Source organism: Paraglaciecola sp. QJM3NY_14 (genome assembly GCF_056173245.1).
The window spans coordinates 655,271-674,312 of record NZ_CM149664.1 but is presented as its reverse complement, the minus strand read 5'-3'; the positions used below and the strand labels follow the sequence as shown (position 1 = coordinate 674,312).

Below are 19,042 nucleotides of genomic sequence, written 5' to 3'. Positions count from 1 at the left end.
ACATGCTAGTTCAATTGACTAAAAAGCGCCTGATTTTGGCCGCGACTCTGGTGGCACTTTGCAGCTTAAATGGCTGCGCAGATCTAGGGGTTAAACCATGGCAACGAGACCTATTGGCAAAAGATGAAATGGCCTTGGATGCTGAGGGTATAGATATCGGGTTAGACGATCATATTTACTTCAGTAAGGAAGCCACAAGCGGTGGTCGCTCCTTTGCTGGTGGAGGCTGCGGATGCAACTAACTAAAAATAATAACATCAGCGTGTCTCTGGCTGCCGCCGCCTGCGCGCTGCTCAATTCAGGTGTACAAGCCCAAGAAAACACACAAGCTAACGAATGGCAGTTCGACACCGCCATACTCTATTACGGTGAAACCGACAGAGTGCAGTTAGGTGAGGGAGTGTTTAACGCTAATAAAGATTTTGGCGACGAACACATATTCAATGGCAAAATAGCCATCGATACTCTCACAGGCGCCTCAGCGTCAGGCGCTGTCGCCCAACAAGACGTACAAACCTTTACTCGCCCATCTGGCAACGGTCAGTACGTGGTCAATGCTGGTGAAACGCCGTTAGATGATACCTTTAAAGATACCCGCGTTCAGCTCAGTGCACAGTGGACCCAACCCCTATGGGAGAACATAACAGGTAGCACAGGCGTGCATCTCTCAAAAGAGTACGATTATTTATCCTTGGGTGTTAATGGCTCACTGGCCCGTGACTTTAATCAAAAAAACACCACCCTTTCTGCCGGTGTGTCTTACCAATACGACAGCATTGATCCTGTTGGCGAAGCGCCGATCGGACTTTCCACAATGGTGGTCAACAACGGTCAATTCAGCGATGAAAGCGCATTTGAAACGGCATTTAATGCTACCAGAACCACTGATAGCAAAGATAAAAATACGGTAGATTTACTTTTGAGTGTGACTCAGGTAATCAATCGCCGTATGTTAATGCAATTTAACTACAGTTATTCTGTTGCTGATGGTTACCTCACTGACCCGTACAAACTATTAAGTGTGGTCAACACTGAAGGTGTTACTCAGGATATTTTGCACGAGAATCGACCAGATAAGCGCACTAAACAAAGTGTCTACTGGCAAACCAAATACGCCTCAGATTACGGTATTGCCGATGTCTCTTATCGTTATGCGACCGATGACTGGGATATTGACTCGCATACACTGGACTCCAGGTTCAGAGTGAAGCTAACCGATAACAGCTATATCCAACCGCACTTTCGTTATTATCAGCAGAGCGCCGCAGATTTCTATCAGCCATTTTTGCTTGCAGGCTCACTGCTACCGTCAGTGGCCAGCGCAGATTATCGTTTAGGTGAAATGACCGCGTACACCATTGGCCTTAAGTATGGACAAACCTTAGATAATGGTCGCGAGTGGGCGGTTCGGCTGGAATATTATCAGCAGAGTCCAAAAGATGCGGGGTTCGATGAACCAGGCGCTTTGCAAGGCCTAGATCTTTACCCAAGTATCGATGCCATTATTGCTCAGGTTAGCTATAGCTTTTGATATGAGATTGGCTCAAGGTATATTGGCGTAGGATGTATAGCGAATTCACCCACCAAAAATCAACGCATAACTAAGTAGGACAACCTTGAGTCAAGCTCCCGCCCTAATAGCTAAAAGTGACTATTACCATGGTCACTTCTTTTGCATGGCCAGTCCATGTGAATTGCTTATTGAAACCCCGAATCAATTGCTCGCCAATCGCTTACTACAAGAAGTTGTCTTGCAAACGAAACGGATCGAGCAAAAGTACAGTCGCTATATTGTTGGCAACCTAGTTCATCAGATAAACAATAGCCATGGAAAATGGGTCGATATAGATCAAGAAACACATCGATTGCTCGCCTTCGGGCAAACGTGTTTCGAACTAAGCGATGGCATGTTTGATTTAACGTCTGGCGTACTACGAAAGATATGGGATTTCACCGGGAAAGGTCAATTTCCACGTTCGGAGCACGTCAGCGAAGTATTGCAATACATTGGCTGGCAAAATGTGCAATTTACTCAGCAACAGATTCGCCTACCCAGAGGGTTCGAGTTAGATTTTGGCGGCATTGGTAAAGAATATGCTGTGGATTCAGCGGCCAAATTGTGTATGCAATTGGCACCGGATACCTCTGTGTTGGTTAATTTTGGCGGGGATATTCAAGTTACCCAACCAAGGCACCATGAGGCGTATTGGCAAGTAGGTATTGAACGCCCTCACGTCAAGGGTGATTCAGCTAAAAGCGCGTTAGTGAAGATAGCGTCCGGTGGGTTAGCCACCAGCGGAGATACACGGCGCTTTATTGTCCACAACGGTGTTCGCTATAGTCATATATTGAGCCCCAAAACCGGTTATCCTGTTTCTGGGGCCCCCCGCTCTGTGACCGTAGCCACTGACTTTTGTATTCAATCCGGCATGTTAGCAACCATGGCATTATTGCAAGGCACAGAGGCCGAACACTTCTTACAAGATCAGCAGCAAAAGCATTGGTGTTATTGGTGAACTGACTCCTGCCATCAATATTATTAAGCCATTAAATTCACTGAATAATTTCATATAAGTGTAACGGTTTTATTGCGCTCTTGAGGTATGATCTACGCACTGATGTACGTGTAGAGTTTAACCCGAGTAACGTTAATGAAGTCCTACCTTGTATTAATACTGGCATTTGTCTGTAATGCCGGGGACGCCAATGTGTGTAGCTCTTTAGGCTGCCCGACAGGTGCTCCTGACAGCAACGACTTACTTGAGCGCGCCATTTACACCATAAGCAATAATCAGCAAACGAAGTTTGCCGATTGGGCCGCATATAAAGTGACCACGCAAACGATAGATGGTCCTAGTCGTTCACGCAGTTGGCGCTCTGATCCAGACTTAAAGCGCGAGAACACGCTAGAAGCCGCTGATTATAAAGATGCTCACGCTCTCATCCGTACCGATCGAGGACACCAAGTTCCATTGGCAAGTGTGAGCAATACCGCAGATTGGCGCAGTACAAACTATCTATCAAACATTACCCCCCAAAGCTCTAATTTGAATCAAGGCCCATGGGTCCGATTAGAGTCTGCAGTGCGCGTTTTAGCGCGCAGCGGAGAGTCCGTGTATGTAGTAACAGGCCCGCTATATGAAAGCTTTTTTGCTACGCTTCCAGGTGCAGATGAAAGCCACACTATTCCTTCTGGCTACTTCAAAATTGTCGCGACAACAAACCAAGCGGGTTATGTTAGAGCGTCCGCCTATGTCATGGAGCAAAATAGCGCGAGAGCCGATGACTACTGCAGTAAAGAAGTCACGATTGATAACGTAGAAAGTCGCAGCGGTCTGAATATATTCCCAGAAATGAAGGGCAGCAAAGAATATGCGGTTGAAGCGCGTTTAGGTGGATTAAGCAGCCAATTGGGTTGCTGATAACCCAACCGCGCGTTTCAAAAAAATAGTGAATGAGTAGAAAGTCGAGATGAGTGGAAAAAGTCTAAATTGAAGTGCACGTTGCATGGAATCTGGCTGATTACTCGCTTTCGTTGAATTTTCCGACAATAAGCTCTTCAACAGCATCCATCGCTTGGCGCGCGTCTTTCCCTTCAGATATCACTTGAATTTCTTTGCCTTGGCAACTCTCTAACATCATTAGGCCCAGCACACTGCTTGCTGAGGCACTTTTATCATCCTGAACAATAGTGACTTCAGCTTCAAATTGATTCGCAAGCTTAACCAATTGAGTCGCCGCTCTGGCATGCAGCCCTAACTTGTTCACTATGAGTAGGGTTTTTTCTAATCGCTCACTCATCGGTTTAACTCGCGATGACGTATTTGCACATCAGGGTGCGAGGTACTAAATGTTTTGGCTAACATTTCCACTACGTACACAGAGCGGTGCTGACCGCCAGTACACCCGATGGCGATTGTCACATAACTACGATTATTACGTTCTAAATGTGGTAACCAAGTAGAAATCAGATTCTGAATTTGCCAAATAAATTTAGTGACTATAGGTTGTGAGCCAAGAAAAATCTCGACGGGGGAATCAAGTCCAGTAAGGGGTTTTAAATCTGGCTCCCAGTGCGGGTTGGGTAAGAAACGCGCATCAAATACATAATCCGCATCTTTAGGAATACCGTGTTTAAAACCAAAGCTTTCAAAAACCAAAACTAAGCGCGAGCTTTTTTTACCTAATATTCGCTCGCGCACCAATTCGGCCAGCTGGTGAATTGATAATTGATCTGTGTCTATATATAAATCTGCACGTTCGGCTATCGGCGCCAATAACTGGCTTTCTGCTTGAATAGCACCAGACAAGGATTTGTTTTGCTTAGACAACGGGTGCAAGCGGCGGGTTTCACTGAAACGCTTAATCAGTACGTCATCGCTGGCATCCAAATACAATATGGTCATTTCCCACGTTGACGGCAAGTAGTCGAGTATTTCCACCAATTCGTTGGGATCTTTGGGTAAATTTCGCACGTCAATGCTGACCGCGACCTGATCGTACTCGTCAGCGACGGTATGGGTCAAAGTAGGCAATAAATTGACGGGGATATTATCAACGCAGTAATAGCCTAAATCTTCCAGTGAACGTAAAACGATGGACTTCCCTGAGCCTGAACGCCCACTGATGATAATAAGCTTCATAATTAACTGAGTACCTGAAATAATTCTTGGTCTGTGGTTGCACTGCGCAAACGATTTAAAATGTCTTTATCAACGAATTTTTTGGCTATCGCCGACAAGGTTTGTAGGTGCTCTTGGGCCTTTTCCTCTGGTACTAAAATAGCAAAGAAGATATCCACTGGCATGTTATCGATGGCGTCATACTGGACCGGAGGTTGGCACGTTACAAGCACGCCTAGGGCGGACTCTAGCCCTTTTATACGGCCATGTGGCAGTGCTATACCACCACCAATGCCCGTACACCCCATTTTCTCGCGCCCCGCTAAACTGGATAAAATGGTCGCTTGGTCTACTTCAACAAGGTGCTCAGATGCCAATTGACTAATAAGCTCTAAAATGCGCTTTTTGCTAGACCCCTGAACTGCGCATACGACGCAGTCAGGGTGAAGAATATTTGATATTTCCATTATTTACCTGATGGGTTAATGGCGTTTAGCTTTTTCTTTATGCTTGATAACTTGCCGATCGAGTTTATCGATTAGGCCATCTATTGCCGCATACATGTCGTTGTGTTCCATGGTGGCAAATACATCTGCCCCATTCAAATGTATTGTCGCTTCCGCTTTTTGGTTGAGCTTTTCTACATTGAGAATGACGTGAACATTGTTGATCTGATCGAAGTGTCGCTCGAGCTTGGTAAATTTAGTATCGACATAATCTTTTAGTGAATCGGTTACATCCACATGGTGACCAGTAATATTAATTTGCATATCGCCTCTTCCTTCTTTAATCAGCCTACAATAGGCTTTTTCGTTGGTTCGACGGGGGTATCATCAGAGATTCCCGGTACTTTGCTATTGTTCGCCGAGCGACCATGATGCCTTGATCGGCCAACAATTGAGCAATCTTGCTGTCACTTAACGGCTTGCTTGGTTTTTCAGCTGCGACCAGCTTTTTAATCAATGCGCGTATCGCCGTTGACGAGCACTCTCCGCCTGTCTCAGTTGCAACATGGCTCGAGAAGAAATATTTCAGCTCAAATATACCTCTAGGGGTATGCATATATTTTTGGGTGGTAACACGAGAAATTGTAGATTCATGCATATCCACCATTTCGGCTACGTCATTTAGTACCATAGGCTTCATCATCTCAGGCCCATGTTCAAAGAAGCCCATTTGCTGCTGTACTATACAGTTTGACACTTTCAATAAGGTATCGTTTCGGCTCTCAACACTTTTAATAAACCATTTGGCTTCTTGCATGTGTGAGCGAATAAATTGACTATCACTGGTGTTTTTCGCGCTACGACTCATTGCAGCATACTGTTGATTAACGTTCAATTTGGGTAGGCTGTCTGGGTTAAGCTCTACTGTCCAACGGCCATTTTTCTTACTCACTGACACATCAGGTATAACGTATTCTGCTTCACCTTTGATCAAGGCGCTGCCTGGACGCGGATTGAGCGTTTTTAGTAAACGCATGACCTCACGCAAATCATCCTCTTTAAGGCGAGATTTACGCATCAAAGTACGGTAATCCTTGCTTGCCAAAAGGTCGGCATAGTCTCCAATCAAGGTCTTCGCTTCTTCTAACCAGGGTGTATCAGGAGCAAACTGACGCAATTGCACTAGCAAGCATTCTTGTGGTGTACGAGAGCCAGACCCAATTGGGTCGAACATTTGAATACGCTTAAGTACGCATTCCACTTCATCGAGCTCTATTTCTTCATCATCCATGCTGGCCAGAACGTCTTCAGCGCTCATGGTTAAATAACCAGACTCATCGATAGAATCAATGATCGCTGTCGCAATCGCGACATCGGTATCACTAAAATGGGTTAAACGCATTTGCCACAGCAAATGATCTTGAATGTTATCTGTGGTTTCGCCTTGAAAGATTTGTTCGTCATCACCGCCGGCACCACTGGATATGCTAGAGGCAGGTGCGGAAGAAGCACTGATGTACTCATCCCAAGTGGTATCCGTAGGTAAGTCTTCTGGGATTTCGTTTTTCTCGAACGCTTCACTTGAGTCTAAGTTGTCACTGCTAGTATCAACTATTTCATTGGTATCTTTAGAAGACGGGTCGAGGGAATTGTCATTTAACGCACTATCGCCGGATTCCTGATCCGTAGGCTCTTCAACTTCCAACAGCGGGTTGGAATCCAAGGCTTCTTGAATTTCTTGCTGTAAATCTAACGTAGACAATTGCAACAAACGAATAGCTTGCTGTAACTGTGGCGTCATAGTGAGTGATTGACTAAATTTTAATTGTAAAGAGGGTTTCATTTACTTCTTTATTCTGTCCGTTGCAAACTAAAAAATATGCTGTGGTTGATTCGATTGACTGTAAATGTCTCACCAAGCGCCTGAGTATAATCTCGATAAAATGAGCGGCTTTTTCAGCTTAACTATAGCCTGAATTGTTCGCCTAGGTATACATCTCTTACACGTTGATCACTTAATACTTCTTCTGCCGTGCCAGAAGCGATGAGTTCACCATGACTAACAATGTAAGCTTTCTCACACACATCGAGTGTCTCTCTTACATTGTGGTCGGTTATCAAAACACCAATACCACGGTCACGTAAATGTTGAATAATTTTTTTAATATCATTAACTGAAATAGGATCAACACCGGCAAACGGCTCATCGAGCAGAATAAATTCTGGATCGGCTGCCAGTGCCCGCGCTATTTCTACCCGGCGGCGTTCACCTCCAGACAAACTCATACCAGCACTGTTACGAATATGATTTATATTGAACTCATCGAGTAATGAATCCGCTTGCTGTTCTCTTTGTTCTGCACTGAGCTCTTTGCGTGTCTGCAAGATAGCCATCAAGTTTTGATGGACTGTCAGTTTTCGAAAAATAGAGGCTTCTTGGGGTAAGTAACCAATCCCTAAACGAGCGCGCATGTGCATGGGCTGTAGGGTAAGATCTTGCTGATCAATACTGATTTCTCCCTTATCTAAGGGAACCAAACCGACAATCATATAAAACGTGGTTGTTTTACCTGCACCGTTTGGACCAAGTAAACCGACAATTTGGCCAGTGGACACTTCTAGACTGACATCACGCACAACTTGACGTGATTTATAGGATTTAGCCAAATGCGAGGCTTTTAACGTCGCCATTATGGAGTTTCATCCTGTTTTGGTTTGACTTCAGCATCACTGGACTTTTTCGCGTCAGTTTGCTTTTTACTGCTCGCTGATTTCTTGGCTGGTTGAAAAATAGTCGTGACTCGGCCGCTATTTTCACTCTCGCTCTCTCCTTGCGCGACAATTTGTTCAAGTTCCATGTTAAACACTATCGACTCACCCTTTACACTGCTATTGTTCTGCTTCAGCTGTGCATTGCCTTCTAAGGTTAGTGTGCGTAAATCTCTGCGATATTCAATGCGATTGGCTGATGCCTCAATACTGCCCCCTTGCTCTTGTTGTTGAGAGTATTTAGCCGGGCTACCCGTCGCGATGAAAACTTCGTTACCTTCGCCTTTACTCGCGTCGACTTCTACTTCATCGGCATACACATTCAAACTACCTTGATTGATGTGCACGTCTTCTCGAAAGATAGATTTTTTAGTTTTACCGTCCCCGAACTGAAACTTCGAGTCCACTTTTATCGCTTGCGTGAAATCTTCTTTGCCAGCCATGCTTAATGGGGAAAATGCTAATGTTGCTAAGGCAACTAAGCTAAGGCTGAGGTTGATAAATGGTTTGCACATGATCAAGTAGCTCATATTGTTGGGTCGTTAAATTGGCTTTAAAACCGTTACTGTTGATGACATAGTGCTGGCCAAATATTTTTACTGGTTGGTCAGACACCATGGTTTTATCGATCAAGTTTATCTCGATGAAGTCCGTGCGAATGCTACGAGCAAATCCTTGCTCATCTTGATTACGTATCTCGACATTATTCTCTAATTGGATCCGATTGTCTTCATACAAAGTACCGTCTTTGGCTGATACCTGCCAAGGCGCAGTCTGTGACGCAACAAATATCGTGTATTGAGGCTCTTTGAATAAAGTAAAACCGAGCAAATCAAAGTGTTCCATTTTAGTAGCAAAGACCTGATGGCTCAAACGGCCGTCTTTATCAAATAGAGTGCTTAGCATTTCACTTGCTTGGTAGTTTGGTTGCCAAGCAGATTCGGTTTCAGTTTGCGGTATCAAGTCCTCATCAGCTAGCCAGTCGGGTAAGTTGATGGCGATGACCAATAAAAACAATAACCCAATACTGAGGGTGACTCGATTCATACGCTACTACCACTGACTTTGTTTAACTTGCCTTTGGCATGCAAAATTAGGTCGCAAACTTCGCGTACAGCACCAAAGCCCCCATTGATTTGGGTAATATACAGAGCTTGTTTCTGTACAAATGGATGGGCATCGTGTGTCGCTACGGCGACGTTACTCAAGGTAAACATTCCCACGTCGGGCATATCATCACCAATGGATGCGGTAGCGTCTTTGCCTATCTTTAACTGGCGCTGCAACGCCAAAAGCGCATCGTTTTTCTGTTCACAACCTTGAATAATATGCTCGACCCCTAACGCTGACATGCGTTTGTGCACTATTTTTGATTCACGTCCGGTAATAACCGCAACGTGCACACCTATGTTTAATAAGGCTTTGACTCCAAAACCGTCACGAGTATGAAACGCTTTCAATTCTTCGCCGTCATTGCCCATGTATATGCGCCCGTCAGAGAACACCCCATCTACATCACAAGCCAGTAATTTAATGCGGGAAAGCTTGTCCATTAACGAAGATGACTTAGTACCATATAACGTATTAACGTCGCCCATTATATCACTCCTGCTGATAACAAGGTTTGCATGTTGATCGCACCAACCGGATGGTGATTGTCATCAACAATAAACAGTGAACTGATTTTGCGTTTCTGCATGACGTTTAACACCTCAGCAGCTAAGGTTTCTTGAGATGCGGTAACACAATTAGCAGTCATAACACTTTCAATACTGACTGTGTGAATGTCGACTCTGGCATCCAGTACCCGTCGTAAATCACCGTCAGTAAAAATACCCAGCAAACGCCCGTCATCGCCGACGATACCCGCCATTCCTAGCCCTTTGCGCGAAATTTCAAGTAGTGCCTGGCTAATCGTTTGTGTCGTGCCAACCAAAGGCATCAGATCCCCCTGGCACATGATGTCATCAAGCTTAAGTAAAAGCTTGCGCCCAAGCGCACCTCCAGGATGAGAAAGTGCAAAGTCATCCGGCGTGAAACCTCTTGCATCTAACAGTGCCACCGCCAGCGCATCTCCCATGACTAAAGTTGCCGTGGTGCTCGCCGTGGGCGCCAAGCCTAGAGAACAAGCTTCTTTTTCAACTTTAATACACAAATTGACGTCGGCGTGCTTACCTAACGAACTAGCAGGGTTATTCGACATGGCAATAATGGCAATACCACGACGTTTCACCACAGGCAATAGTGCCAATAGCTCAGATGTTTCACCTGAATTAGAAATCGCCAGCAGAACATCTTGTTCTGTAAGCATGCCTAGGTCACCGTGATTTGCCTCCCCTGGGTGCATGAAAAATGCAGGCGTTCCTGTACTCGCTAATGTCGCAGATATCTTATGCCCTATGTGGCCAGATTTACCCATACCGCAAACAACCACTTTGCCTTTGCAGTTTTTCATGAGCTCGCATGCTGCAATAAAATTGTCGTCAATGTATTGCGATAACTGCTTAATTGCCTGACCTTCGATTTCAAGCACTCGCAGGGCTGACTGAATGTACTCTTGCTGACTCATGCCGCACTAACCTTGGTTAAAAACAAAGTATTGATAAGCGACAAAGCAGCCTAGAAAAGCGACAGCTTCATAACGATTGATTCGGCGAGAACCTCTTATATTGAAACAAAACAGCACCAGCAAAATGCTTAAGCCCAACATAGTGTAAATATCTCGACTTGCTGCATCTGGGTCGACAGCCCCAGGAGATATCAAACCAGGCATGGCCATGACGGCTAATATGTTGAATATATTCGATCCAATGATGTTACCTAAGGCGAGATCATCTTCCCCTTTCAGCACACCAGCAATGCTGGCAGCCAATTCGGGCAGACTGGTACCAATGGCAATAATGGTCAAACCAATCACCAAGTCACTTAGGCCAAAGTGGCGAGCTATTTCCACCGCTGATTCAACCATGAAATGTGCACTGAGGGGCAATAATACCAAGCCCACTAACAACCAAATCACCGCACTTTTTGTCGGCACACCGTCTGGTACTTCGTCGTGAGTCTCTTGCTCTAAAGGATCGCCCTTTTCCATGTGGTATGACATCCACGCCAAACCGCCTATAGTGAAAAAGAATAGGATAAACAGCACTATGCCTTCGTTTAGCGACAAATATAAATCAGCCAAGAAGTAAGTCGCAAGCAGAGACACGCCTAGCATCACTGGCATTTCACGTTTTAACGTCGTCGATGCTACCGTCAAGGGTTTCAGTAAAGCGGTTAAGCCCAGCACTAAGGCGATGTTGGTGATATTGGAGCCTATCGCATTGCCGATGGCCGTATCTGTGTTGCCATTAAGCGATGCAGTGGCAGAAACCATAATTTCTGGCGCTGAAGACCCCATTGCGACTATGGTTAAGCCGATAATCATGGGTGAAATGCCCATATTTCTTGCTAACGCAGATGAGCCGAATACGAATCTATCCGCGCCCCAACTTAATACGACTAACCACAACAAAAATAATAACGCTTCAACTATCACGAAAACTCACTTGTTTTTATACCAATATCTAATTGTCGCAAAAAGCACTGCCTTTGCCTATTCATTGTGTGACAAATAAACCAGTGCTACCTAATTAAAAATGAACGAAAAAACCATTCATCTGGTCATCTAACTAATACGTTAGTTGACACTATTATGTTTAATCGTTTGAGCAAGCGTTTGGCGGGCTAAGTAACGTTCTAAAAATACGAATATAACTTGTTACTTTTAGGTTTTGAGGTTTGCCCTTGAAAAAACATATAATGTCGCCAATTACCACAACCCTATATTATTAGTATTTGGTTCATCTGATAGGAAGACAACAGGCTTAATGGAAAATTTGCTAGAAATAGACAACCTGACCTTCTCGCGAAGCGGTCGTATTATCTATGATGATATCTCCTTGCGTATCGTGAAAGGGAAAACCACCGCCATTATGGGTCCAAGTGGTATTGGCAAAACCACTATGTTGCGCCTTATGGGTGGGCAACTAAAACCCGACAGCGGTGATATTCGTTTTAAAGGCGAGTCTATTCAAAGCATGAAGCGAAATCGCTTGTTCACTGTTAGGCGCCAAATGAGCATGTTATTTCAAAGCGGTGCGTTGTTCACCGATATGTCAGTTTTCGATAACATTGCATTTCCGCTTCGTGAACATACTAAGTTGTCTGAGTCAGTGATTAAGACGTTGGTGCTATTGAAGCTGCAAGCGGTGGGACTGCGCGGCGCGGCAGACTTAATGCCTGCTGAGCTGTCTGGCGGTATGGCGCGCAGGGCGGCGTTGGCCCGCGCTATCGCTCTAGACCCAGAGCTCATTATGTACGATGAGCCTTTTGCTGGGCAGGATCCTATTTCGATGGGTGTGCTAGTCAAATTAATAAAAGCGTTAAACGACTCATTGCAACTTACTAGCGTGGTTGTGACCCATGATGTGACCGAAGTACTCACGATAGCGGATTACATCTACATATTGGCAGAGAAAAAAGTGATCGGTAGTGGTACTCCCGAACAAATAAAACAGAGCGACTCGCCACTAGTACAACAGTTTTTAAAAGGACAAGCAGACGGCCCCGTGCCTTTTCATTATCCTGCTGACGATATTGAACAAACGTTTCTAGGAGCCAAATAGATGCAGTGGTTGGCAAGTATCGGACGCAATACAATCGACACAGTCGGTTCGTTTGGACGTGCTTTTTTGATGTTGATGGGGGCTATTATCGCCAAACCTCAATTTATCAAAAACACGCCATTAACAATAAAACAAATTTACGTGGTTGGTGTTCAGTCACTGTTAATCATTGTGGTATCAGGATTGTTCATTGGCATGGTTATGGCGCTACAAGGCTATACCATATTAGTAGACTATGGCGCCGAAGGCAGCTTAGGTCCGATGGTCGCACTTTCTTTACTGCGTGAATTAGGCCCTGTTGTAACTGCATTGCTATTTGCTGGTCGCGCTGGCTCAGCTTTGACAGCAGAAATTGGACTGATGAAAGCCACCGAACAACTCAGTAGTTTAGAAATGATGGCGGTAGACCCACTTCGTCGCGTAGTTGCACCGCGTTTATGGGCAGGCATTATTTCAATGCCAATGTTGGCTCTTATTTTCAGCGCGGTAGGTATACTCGGAGGTCATTTAGTTGGCGTTGACTGGTTAGGCGTCGATGTAGGTAGTTATTGGTCTATCATGCAATCGAGTGTCGACTGGAACGAAGATGTCGTGAACGGCATCATTAAAACCCTCGTATTCGCCTTTGTAATTACTTGGATAGCTATTTTTAAGGGTTATGATGCAGTCCCTACATCGGAAGGGATAAGCAAAGCCACCACAGAAACCGTGGTATTTTCATCTTTAGCAGTGTTAGGACTCGACTTTATCCTGACTGCATTAATGTTTGGTATAGAGTAGGAGTGGAAAAGTAATGTCGTCACGCAAAGCAGAAATCATGGTTGGACTGTTTGTGGTATTGACCTTAGCAGCGGGGTTATTGCTTGCGCTTAAGGTGGTTAACCAGGGCATGTCAAGCGGTACTGACACATATACCCTGTATGCCAAATTTGACAATATTGGCGGCCTTAAGGCTCGCTCAGCGGTTAAAGTCGGTGGCGTTACGGTCGGCAGAGTAGACAGCATCAGTCTCGATCCAGACGGTTACACACCGGTTGTTGAATTAAAAATTTATCAGGAATACAACAAGTTTCCAGAAACAAGCTCGGTTTCGATCCTGACCTCGGGTTTGTTAGGTGAGCAATACGTGGGCTTTCAGCCAGGATTTAGTATTGATGGAATAGCAGACCTCGCTGAAGGCGACTACATTTCAGATACCAAGTCAGCCCTTGTCTTAGAAGACTTAATTGGCCAATTCCTATTCAGTAAAAATGACTAATTGATTGATAACTTTGGACTTTAAATACCTCATGAAACACCTAACACGAATATTTAGTGCAGCACTTATTTTAATTTTTAGTAGTGTTGCCACTGCAGAAGAGGCTAACCCTTATAAATTACTAGAAGACGTTGCCTCAGAAACCTTTGCCAGAATCAAAGATCAGCACGCTGAGATACAGAAAAACCCAGAAATTCTAAGGGACATCATCGAGCAGGACCTTCTGCCCTATATCGACTACAACTTTGCCGCACTTAAGGTTTTAGGTAAGCACTTTAGAACTGTCCCTAAAGACAAAATACCTGAGTTTATTCAAGTATTTCGCCAATACCTGATTACCACTTATGCACTGGCGTTAACCTATTACAATGGCCAAGAAGTGGTCTTCCAGCCGCTGCGCGATGCACCTGAAGACAAGACAGCAACAGTGCGAGCAGTGGTTAAAGAAGACGGTCGTCCAGACATCAAGATTTCATTCAAACTACGTAAAAATACCAAGACCAATGAGTGGAAGGCGTACGACATGGTTGCTGAGGGTATTAGCCTGTTATCCAGCAAGCAAAGCGAGTACGAATCAATATTACGTCAAGACGGTATTCAAAAAGTGATCGACATCATGAAAGAAAAAATCAAGCAACCAATTACGCTCGAGCATCCAGAAGAGGAAAGCTAAGTGAGCAATGCAACTTCACCAAAGTTGACGATTGTGAACGACTCATCTTCCCCTGAGAGTTTCTTACTCTCGGGGAATTTGAATCGAGATACCATCCCTAACTTTTGGCCCGATAGCCTACAGCAACTTACGAATGCGAAACGCACGAACAAACCATTGGTGTTGAATTTAGAAAAAATAACGCAAATTGATACCGCTGGTTTAGCGTGGTTAATCAATCTAATCCGAGACGCCAAGAAGCAGGATATCGAGTTTAGTTTGCTCAATCCTCCAGATACATTATTAAATTTGGCTAAAATAAGCGACGTAGACGGCTTTTTACCGTTACAATAACCGCTTGATTTAAATTTTAGGAAAGCTATGCAAAATTCAGAAATAGAACAATTACTTATTGAGAAGCTTGGCTTAGCAGAAGCCCATGTAACGGGTGATGGTTCACACTTTCAGATTATTGCTGTCAGCGATCAATTTGACGACATGAGTCGTGTTAAGAAACAGCAATTTGTATATGCGCCGTTAAGTGAGATTATCGCTCAGGGTACTATGCATGCAATTTCGATTAAGACTTTCTCAGAAAAACAATGGAAGAGAGAACGCCTGCTTAACATGCCTCAATAAATGGCTAGGCAGTACTCACGTTTTTAAGCACTAAATTCATCCTCGCGTACTATTCAAAAGAGCATTTCCATGGACAAACTACTCATTAAAGCGTCAAAGCCGTTACAGGGCTCAGTACGCATTTCAGGCGCTAAGAACGCTGCACTTCCTATTTTAATGTCGAGTATTTTAGCCGATACCACCTGCTACTTTGATAACGTCCCCGAGCTAAGAGACATCAACACCAGCCTCGCCTTGCTGGCTGAGTTAGGCGCTGACGCTAAACGTGTTTCTGGTCACGCTGTAGAAATAGACCCGAGCAGCATTAACAATTGCAACGCATCTTATGACTTAGTCAAAACCATGCGCGCGTCCATTTTAGTATTAGGCCCTTTGCTCGCCAAATACGGTGAAGCTAATGTGTCGTTGCCTGGCGGCTGTGCGATAGGTGCTAGACCGGTCAATTTGCACCTGCAAGGTTTAGAGAAAATGGGCGCAAAAATCGATGTAGAGGCCGGATATATTCGCGCCAAAGTGGATGGCCGTCTTAAAGGTGCAAATATATTCATGGATATGGTCAGTGTTGGTGCGACCGAAAACCTCATGATGGCCGCTTGCTTAGCCGACGGTGAGACGGTGTTAGAGAATGCGGCTAGAGAGCCCGAAATTGTTGACCTCGCTAACTGTTTAAATGCAATGGGTGCAAAGGTAACACATGCAGGCAGTGACAAAATCCGCATCCAAGGGGTTGAGCGCTTACAAGGTTGTCGTTATGCAGTATTACCTGATCGCATTGAAACCGGCACATTTCTTATTGCGGCAGCCGTAACCGGCGGGAAAATCCGCTGTGAAAACGCGGCCCCGGAAACACTCGATGCCGTGCTTGATAAACTCGTTATGGCGGGCGCAGTGATTACCACAGGTGATGATTGGATAGAACTTGATATGCAAGGCCATCCACTTACAAGCGTCAATATAAAGACCGCTCCACACCCTGGTTTTCCCACTGACATGCAGGCGCAGTTTGTCGCCCTAAACTGCGTGGCACAAGGAACTGGCGTGGTGACTGAGAACATCTTTGAGAATCGATTCATGCATGTTCCTGAACTACAGCGTATGGGGGCTAAAATTGATTTAGAGACCAATAGTGCAGTGTGTCATGGGGTATCTAGCCTTAAGGGCGCGCAGGTCATGGCAACTGATTTGCGTGCATCAGCCAGTTTAGTCATTGCAGGTCTAGTGGCTGAAGGTGAAACTGTAGTCGATCGTATTTATCATTTAGACCGCGGCTACGAACATATTGAAACCAAATTAAATGGACTCGGCGCAAACATTCAGCGCATTAAGTAGAAAAAGTCATGCAGGCTTGGTTTCCACGGTTATTTCTTCGAAAACCAAGCTTTTTATCGCTGCCCGCCCCTGCTTTCTATTAAGCACGCACTCTATTAAGCATGCACTCTATTGGGCACCCAGTTCAGCAACGACTACCGTTAACGTAATTAATTGTCCACCACGACTCACCTCGACTTGCAGTTCAGTCCCTGGTTTTGTCTCAGCAATAAAGTCTAATGTTTGAGTGACGCTGTCCGTTGGCTGACCATTGATAGCAAGCATCACATCATCGGTGCGAATACCGCCTTTATCGGCAGAACTACCAGGAGAGACACTGGTGATGAGGATACCAGATCGGCCATACACCTCTGCAGCACCAACACCGAGCTGACCTCGGGTGACACGGCCATTTGCTACTATTTCGTCCATGACTTTTTTGGCTAATCCATAAGGAATGGCAAACGAAACACCGTCAACTTCCTTTACTCGGCGCTGACTATCCAGTGTTTTAAAATTAGCATTGTTAATGCCAATCAAATAGCCGTTGCTATCAATTAACGCGCCACCTGAATTACCTTCATTGAGCACTGCATCCATCTGAATAAAATCGAAATAAGCGGCTAAACCATTACGCCCAACTCGGCTCACCACTCCCTGAGTGATGGTTTGTCCTAAATTATAAGGGTTTCCAATCGCCAGCACTAAATCACCTACTCGGGTACCAGGATCATCTAATTGGGGAATAACATGCAGATTATCTTCGGCAACTTTTAGCACGGCTAAATCAGTATAAGGGTCATATCCGATGATTTGCGCTTCTGCCCGACGACCATCTTGCAAACCCACTAAGATACTATTGGCATTAGCGATTACGTGCAAACACGTCAATATCAACCCGTCTTCGCTCATGATAACGCCTGAACCTAAGCTTGTGCGCTCAACAGCCTGACTGCGATTATAAATACTGCCACTTTCAATGGATTGACTATAAATGTTAACTACCGCGGGGCCAGAAACATTAACAGCATGATTAAAACTAAGCTTGTCTGATGTCTGGCGTGTGGGGTTGAACATCGACAAGTTCAAACTACTACCGTGACGCAGATCAGGCACCAAAAGGAGTATCACCCCAGAGATGATGGCACCGACAAAAGCCGATTTAAGCAAAAAAGTGAATGAATCTTTCAAGGGACCTGCTAATAAAAGCTTACTTATCAGAGGTTAAGAATAACACTGTAAGGAAAAAGTTAATAGCAGCCCAGTGTTTGGGCTGCCATTAATTTGGTAAAACTAGCGAATTACCAAGTAAAGTGTTGATACACCGCGCTTAACATTAAGCGCAATCACGCCCTTAGCTTCATCTAGCGCGTTACGTAGATCAACTACATTATCAATTTTGTGACGATTCACGCCGATAATCACATCGCCGTCCTGTAAACCAATCAAGGATGATGGTGAACGTGCGACAAGTTCTGAAATAACCACACCGTCAACACCTTGCTTAGTTTTACCGTTGGTAAGTGTCGCGCCTTCTAAGGCTGGGTGTATTTCTTTAGCAGCCACAGTGCTCTGTGTTGCATCCCCTAACGTCACTTGAACGTCTTTCTCTTTACCTTTACGCAGCAACGTAAGGTTGACCTTAGTACCCGCGCCTTTACTGCCTATTTTAGCGCGCAACTCTAAGAAGCTTGTCACAGGGCGACCTTCAATCTCGATGATGATATCACCCGCTTGAATACCCCCTTTATCAGCAGCAGAACCTTCGCTTACTTCACTGACGAACGCACCGCGGCTCACATCTAGGTTCATGGCTTCAGCTAAACCTGAGTCAACATCTTGACCTAAGATGCCTAGCAAGCCCCGACGGACTTCGCCAAACTCGATGATCTGATCAACCAAGCTTTTCATCATGTTGGCAGGGATAGCAAAACCGATACCTACGTTACCGCCATTAGGGCCAAAAATAGCGGTATTAATGCCAACAAGTTCGCCATTAAGACTAACCAAGGCACCACCAGAGTTACCTCTGTTGATGGCTGCATCGGTTTGGATGAAGTTCTCGTAACCGCCGATGTTTAATCCTGAACGGCCTAGCGCGCTTACAATACCTGAGGTAACGGTTTGACTTAAACCAAAGGGATTACCAATGGCCACAACAAAATCACCTACACGCACCTTGTCTGAATCTGCTAGTGGCACCGCAGTAAGGTTGAGGTTATCTGTTTCAATTTTAAGTAACGCAATATCGCTTTGCTCATCAGCGCCAAGTTTCTTCGCTTTGACTTCGCGGCCGTCGTTTAGCTTAACCGTAATTTCATCTGCATTTTCAACAACATGATTATTGGTTACGACATACCCTTTGTCGGCGTCAATAATAACCCCCGACCCCAGACCTTTAAATGGCCGCTCTTGTACCTGTTCGCCGTTACCACCAAAGAAGCGACGAAACATTTCAGGCACTTGCTGACGCGAAACCTGCGTACCTTCCACCGAAATCGTCACGATCCCTGGGGTGGTCTTTTCCAGCATCGGAGCCAAGCTTGTGACAGGCTCATTATCACTAGAAAAGAAAGGCAAGGCTGCGCTTGCTGAACCGGCAATCATTAAGCTTGCCGCAAAAACACAACTGGTAATGGCAGTGCGGTTAATAACTTTACTCATTTAACGATAACTCCATG

Annotated in this window: 24 protein-coding genes; 11 read left to right on the top strand and 13 right to left on the bottom strand. The window is 45.0% G+C overall.

The window, feature by feature from the left end:
• Positions 1-2 precede the first annotated feature (2 nt).
• The 4 genes from AC0VYA_RS02955 (at position 3) to AC0VYA_RS02940 (ending at position 3,422) form a co-directional block, all read left to right on the top strand.
• The gene (locus AC0VYA_RS02955) at positions 3-242 is read left to right on the top strand and encodes a DUF4266 domain-containing protein (RefSeq protein WP_475489990.1); all 240 of its coding nucleotides are present in this window, start codon (positions 3-5) and stop codon (positions 240-242) included.
• Entirely contained in the window at positions 233-1,531 is a 1,299-nt protein-coding gene (locus tag AC0VYA_RS02950) for a DUF3570 domain-containing protein (protein WP_475489989.1), read from the top strand. The genes AC0VYA_RS02955 and AC0VYA_RS02950 overlap by 10 nt, the downstream gene beginning before the upstream one ends.
• A gap of 145 nt (positions 1,532-1,676) precedes the next feature.
• Positions 1,677-2,516, top strand: coding sequence for an FAD:protein FMN transferase (locus AC0VYA_RS02945; protein WP_475491025.1), 840 nt, complete (start codon positions 1,677-1,679; stop codon positions 2,514-2,516).
• A gap of 135 nt (positions 2,517-2,651) precedes the next feature.
• A complete protein-coding gene (locus tag AC0VYA_RS02940; protein WP_475489988.1) occupies positions 2,652-3,422 on the top strand; it encodes a DNA/RNA non-specific endonuclease in 771 nt (256 codons plus the stop codon).
• Between the two features lie 100 nt (positions 3,423-3,522).
• Here the strand turns inward: AC0VYA_RS02940 and AC0VYA_RS02935 are convergent, their stop codons facing one another.
• From AC0VYA_RS02935 to AC0VYA_RS02885, 11 genes are all read right to left on the bottom strand, one after another.
• Positions 3,523-3,801, bottom strand: a complete 279-nt coding sequence (locus AC0VYA_RS02935; protein WP_011573478.1) for an HPr family phosphocarrier protein — start codon at positions 3,799-3,801, stop codon at positions 3,523-3,525.
• Positions 3,798-4,643 carry an RNase adapter RapZ gene (gene rapZ, locus AC0VYA_RS02930; protein ID WP_006992777.1) on the bottom strand — a complete coding sequence of 282 codons (846 nt, stop codon included), beginning with the start codon at positions 4,641-4,643 and terminating at the stop codon, positions 3,798-3,800. Before rapZ ends, AC0VYA_RS02935 begins: the two co-directional genes overlap by 4 nt.
• A 2-nt stretch (positions 4,644-4,645) precedes the next feature.
• Positions 4,646-5,089: a PTS IIA-like nitrogen regulatory protein PtsN gene (gene ptsN / locus AC0VYA_RS02925; protein WP_006992776.1), complete on the bottom strand. Its 444-nt coding sequence runs from the start codon at positions 5,087-5,089 to the stop codon at positions 4,646-4,648.
• Between the two features lie 15 nt (positions 5,090-5,104).
• The gene (gene hpf, locus AC0VYA_RS02920) at positions 5,105-5,392 is read right to left on the bottom strand and encodes a ribosome hibernation promoting factor (RefSeq protein WP_006992775.1); all 288 of its coding nucleotides are present in this window, start codon (positions 5,390-5,392) and stop codon (positions 5,105-5,107) included.
• Between the two features lie 25 nt (positions 5,393-5,417).
• Positions 5,418-6,911 carry an RNA polymerase factor sigma-54 gene (locus AC0VYA_RS02915; protein WP_011573477.1) on the bottom strand — a complete coding sequence of 498 codons (1,494 nt, stop codon included), beginning with the start codon at positions 6,909-6,911 and terminating at the stop codon, positions 5,418-5,420.
• A 122-nt stretch (positions 6,912-7,033) separates the two neighbouring features.
• Positions 7,034-7,759: an LPS export ABC transporter ATP-binding protein gene (lptB, locus tag AC0VYA_RS02910; protein ID WP_006992773.1), complete on the bottom strand. Its 726-nt coding sequence runs from the start codon at positions 7,757-7,759 to the stop codon at positions 7,034-7,036.
• Positions 7,759-8,280 (bottom strand): lipopolysaccharide transport periplasmic protein LptA, encoded by a 522-nt coding sequence (gene lptA, locus AC0VYA_RS02905; RefSeq protein WP_475491024.1) that lies wholly within the window; start codon positions 8,278-8,280, stop codon positions 7,759-7,761. Before lptA ends, lptB begins: the two co-directional genes overlap by 1 nt.
• A 40-nt stretch (positions 8,281-8,320) precedes the next feature.
• On the bottom strand, positions 8,321-8,884 hold the full coding sequence (gene lptC / locus AC0VYA_RS02900) for an LPS export ABC transporter periplasmic protein LptC (RefSeq protein WP_473478022.1): 564 nt from the start codon (positions 8,882-8,884) through the stop codon (positions 8,321-8,323).
• Entirely contained in the window at positions 8,881-9,435 is a 555-nt protein-coding gene (gene kdsC, locus AC0VYA_RS02895; RefSeq protein ID WP_475489987.1) for a 3-deoxy-manno-octulosonate-8-phosphatase KdsC, read from the bottom strand. Before kdsC ends, lptC begins: the two co-directional genes overlap by 4 nt.
• Positions 9,435-10,406 carry a KpsF/GutQ family sugar-phosphate isomerase gene (locus AC0VYA_RS02890; protein WP_475489986.1) on the bottom strand — a complete coding sequence of 324 codons (972 nt, stop codon included), beginning with the start codon at positions 10,404-10,406 and terminating at the stop codon, positions 9,435-9,437. Before AC0VYA_RS02890 ends, kdsC begins: the two co-directional genes overlap by 1 nt.
• 6 nt (positions 10,407-10,412) lie before the next feature.
• Positions 10,413-11,375 (bottom strand): calcium/sodium antiporter, encoded by a 963-nt coding sequence (locus tag AC0VYA_RS02885; RefSeq protein WP_033186546.1) that lies wholly within the window; start codon positions 11,373-11,375, stop codon positions 10,413-10,415.
• A 331-nt stretch (positions 11,376-11,706) separates the two neighbouring features.
• Here AC0VYA_RS02885 and AC0VYA_RS02880 point away from each other — a divergent pair, with 331 nt between their 5' ends.
• The 7 genes from AC0VYA_RS02880 to murA all read left to right on the top strand — a co-directional run bounded on the left by AC0VYA_RS02880 (position 11,707) and on the right by murA (position 16,382).
• Positions 11,707-12,504 carry an ATP-binding cassette domain-containing protein gene (locus tag AC0VYA_RS02880; protein WP_011573470.1) on the top strand — a complete coding sequence of 266 codons (798 nt, stop codon included), beginning with the start codon at positions 11,707-11,709 and terminating at the stop codon, positions 12,502-12,504.
• Positions 12,505-13,284, top strand: a complete 780-nt coding sequence (gene mlaE / locus AC0VYA_RS02875; protein WP_011573469.1) for a lipid asymmetry maintenance ABC transporter permease subunit MlaE — start codon at positions 12,505-12,507, stop codon at positions 13,282-13,284.
• 13 nt (positions 13,285-13,297) lie between these two features.
• Positions 13,298-13,762, top strand: coding sequence for an outer membrane lipid asymmetry maintenance protein MlaD (mlaD, locus tag AC0VYA_RS02870; RefSeq protein WP_006992764.1), 465 nt, complete (start codon positions 13,298-13,300; stop codon positions 13,760-13,762).
• A 31-nt stretch (positions 13,763-13,793) separates the two neighbouring features.
• Positions 13,794-14,435: an MlaC/ttg2D family ABC transporter substrate-binding protein gene (locus tag AC0VYA_RS02865; RefSeq protein WP_011573467.1), complete on the top strand. Its 642-nt coding sequence runs from the start codon at positions 13,794-13,796 to the stop codon at positions 14,433-14,435.
• A complete protein-coding gene (locus tag AC0VYA_RS02860) occupies positions 14,436-14,768 on the top strand; it encodes an STAS domain-containing protein (protein ID WP_011573466.1) in 333 nt (110 codons plus the stop codon).
• 27 nt (positions 14,769-14,795) lie between these two features.
• Entirely contained in the window at positions 14,796-15,053 is a 258-nt protein-coding gene (locus AC0VYA_RS02855; protein WP_011573465.1) for a BolA family protein, read from the top strand.
• Between the two features lie 69 nt (positions 15,054-15,122).
• Entirely contained in the window at positions 15,123-16,382 is a 1,260-nt protein-coding gene (gene murA, locus AC0VYA_RS02850) for a UDP-N-acetylglucosamine 1-carboxyvinyltransferase (protein WP_011573464.1), read from the top strand.
• Positions 16,383-16,490: 108 nt separating this feature from the next.
• On the opposite strand, the gene AC0VYA_RS02845 is transcribed toward murA, so the two are convergent.
• Positions 16,491-17,552 carry a trypsin-like peptidase domain-containing protein gene (locus AC0VYA_RS02845; protein WP_041713236.1) on the bottom strand — a complete coding sequence of 354 codons (1,062 nt, stop codon included), beginning with the start codon at positions 17,550-17,552 and terminating at the stop codon, positions 16,491-16,493.
• A gap of 102 nt (positions 17,553-17,654) precedes the next feature.
• Positions 17,655-19,025 (bottom strand): DegQ family serine endoprotease, encoded by a 1,371-nt coding sequence (locus AC0VYA_RS02840; RefSeq protein ID WP_011573462.1) that lies wholly within the window; start codon positions 19,023-19,025, stop codon positions 17,655-17,657.
• Positions 19,026-19,042: the final 17 nt, after the last annotated feature.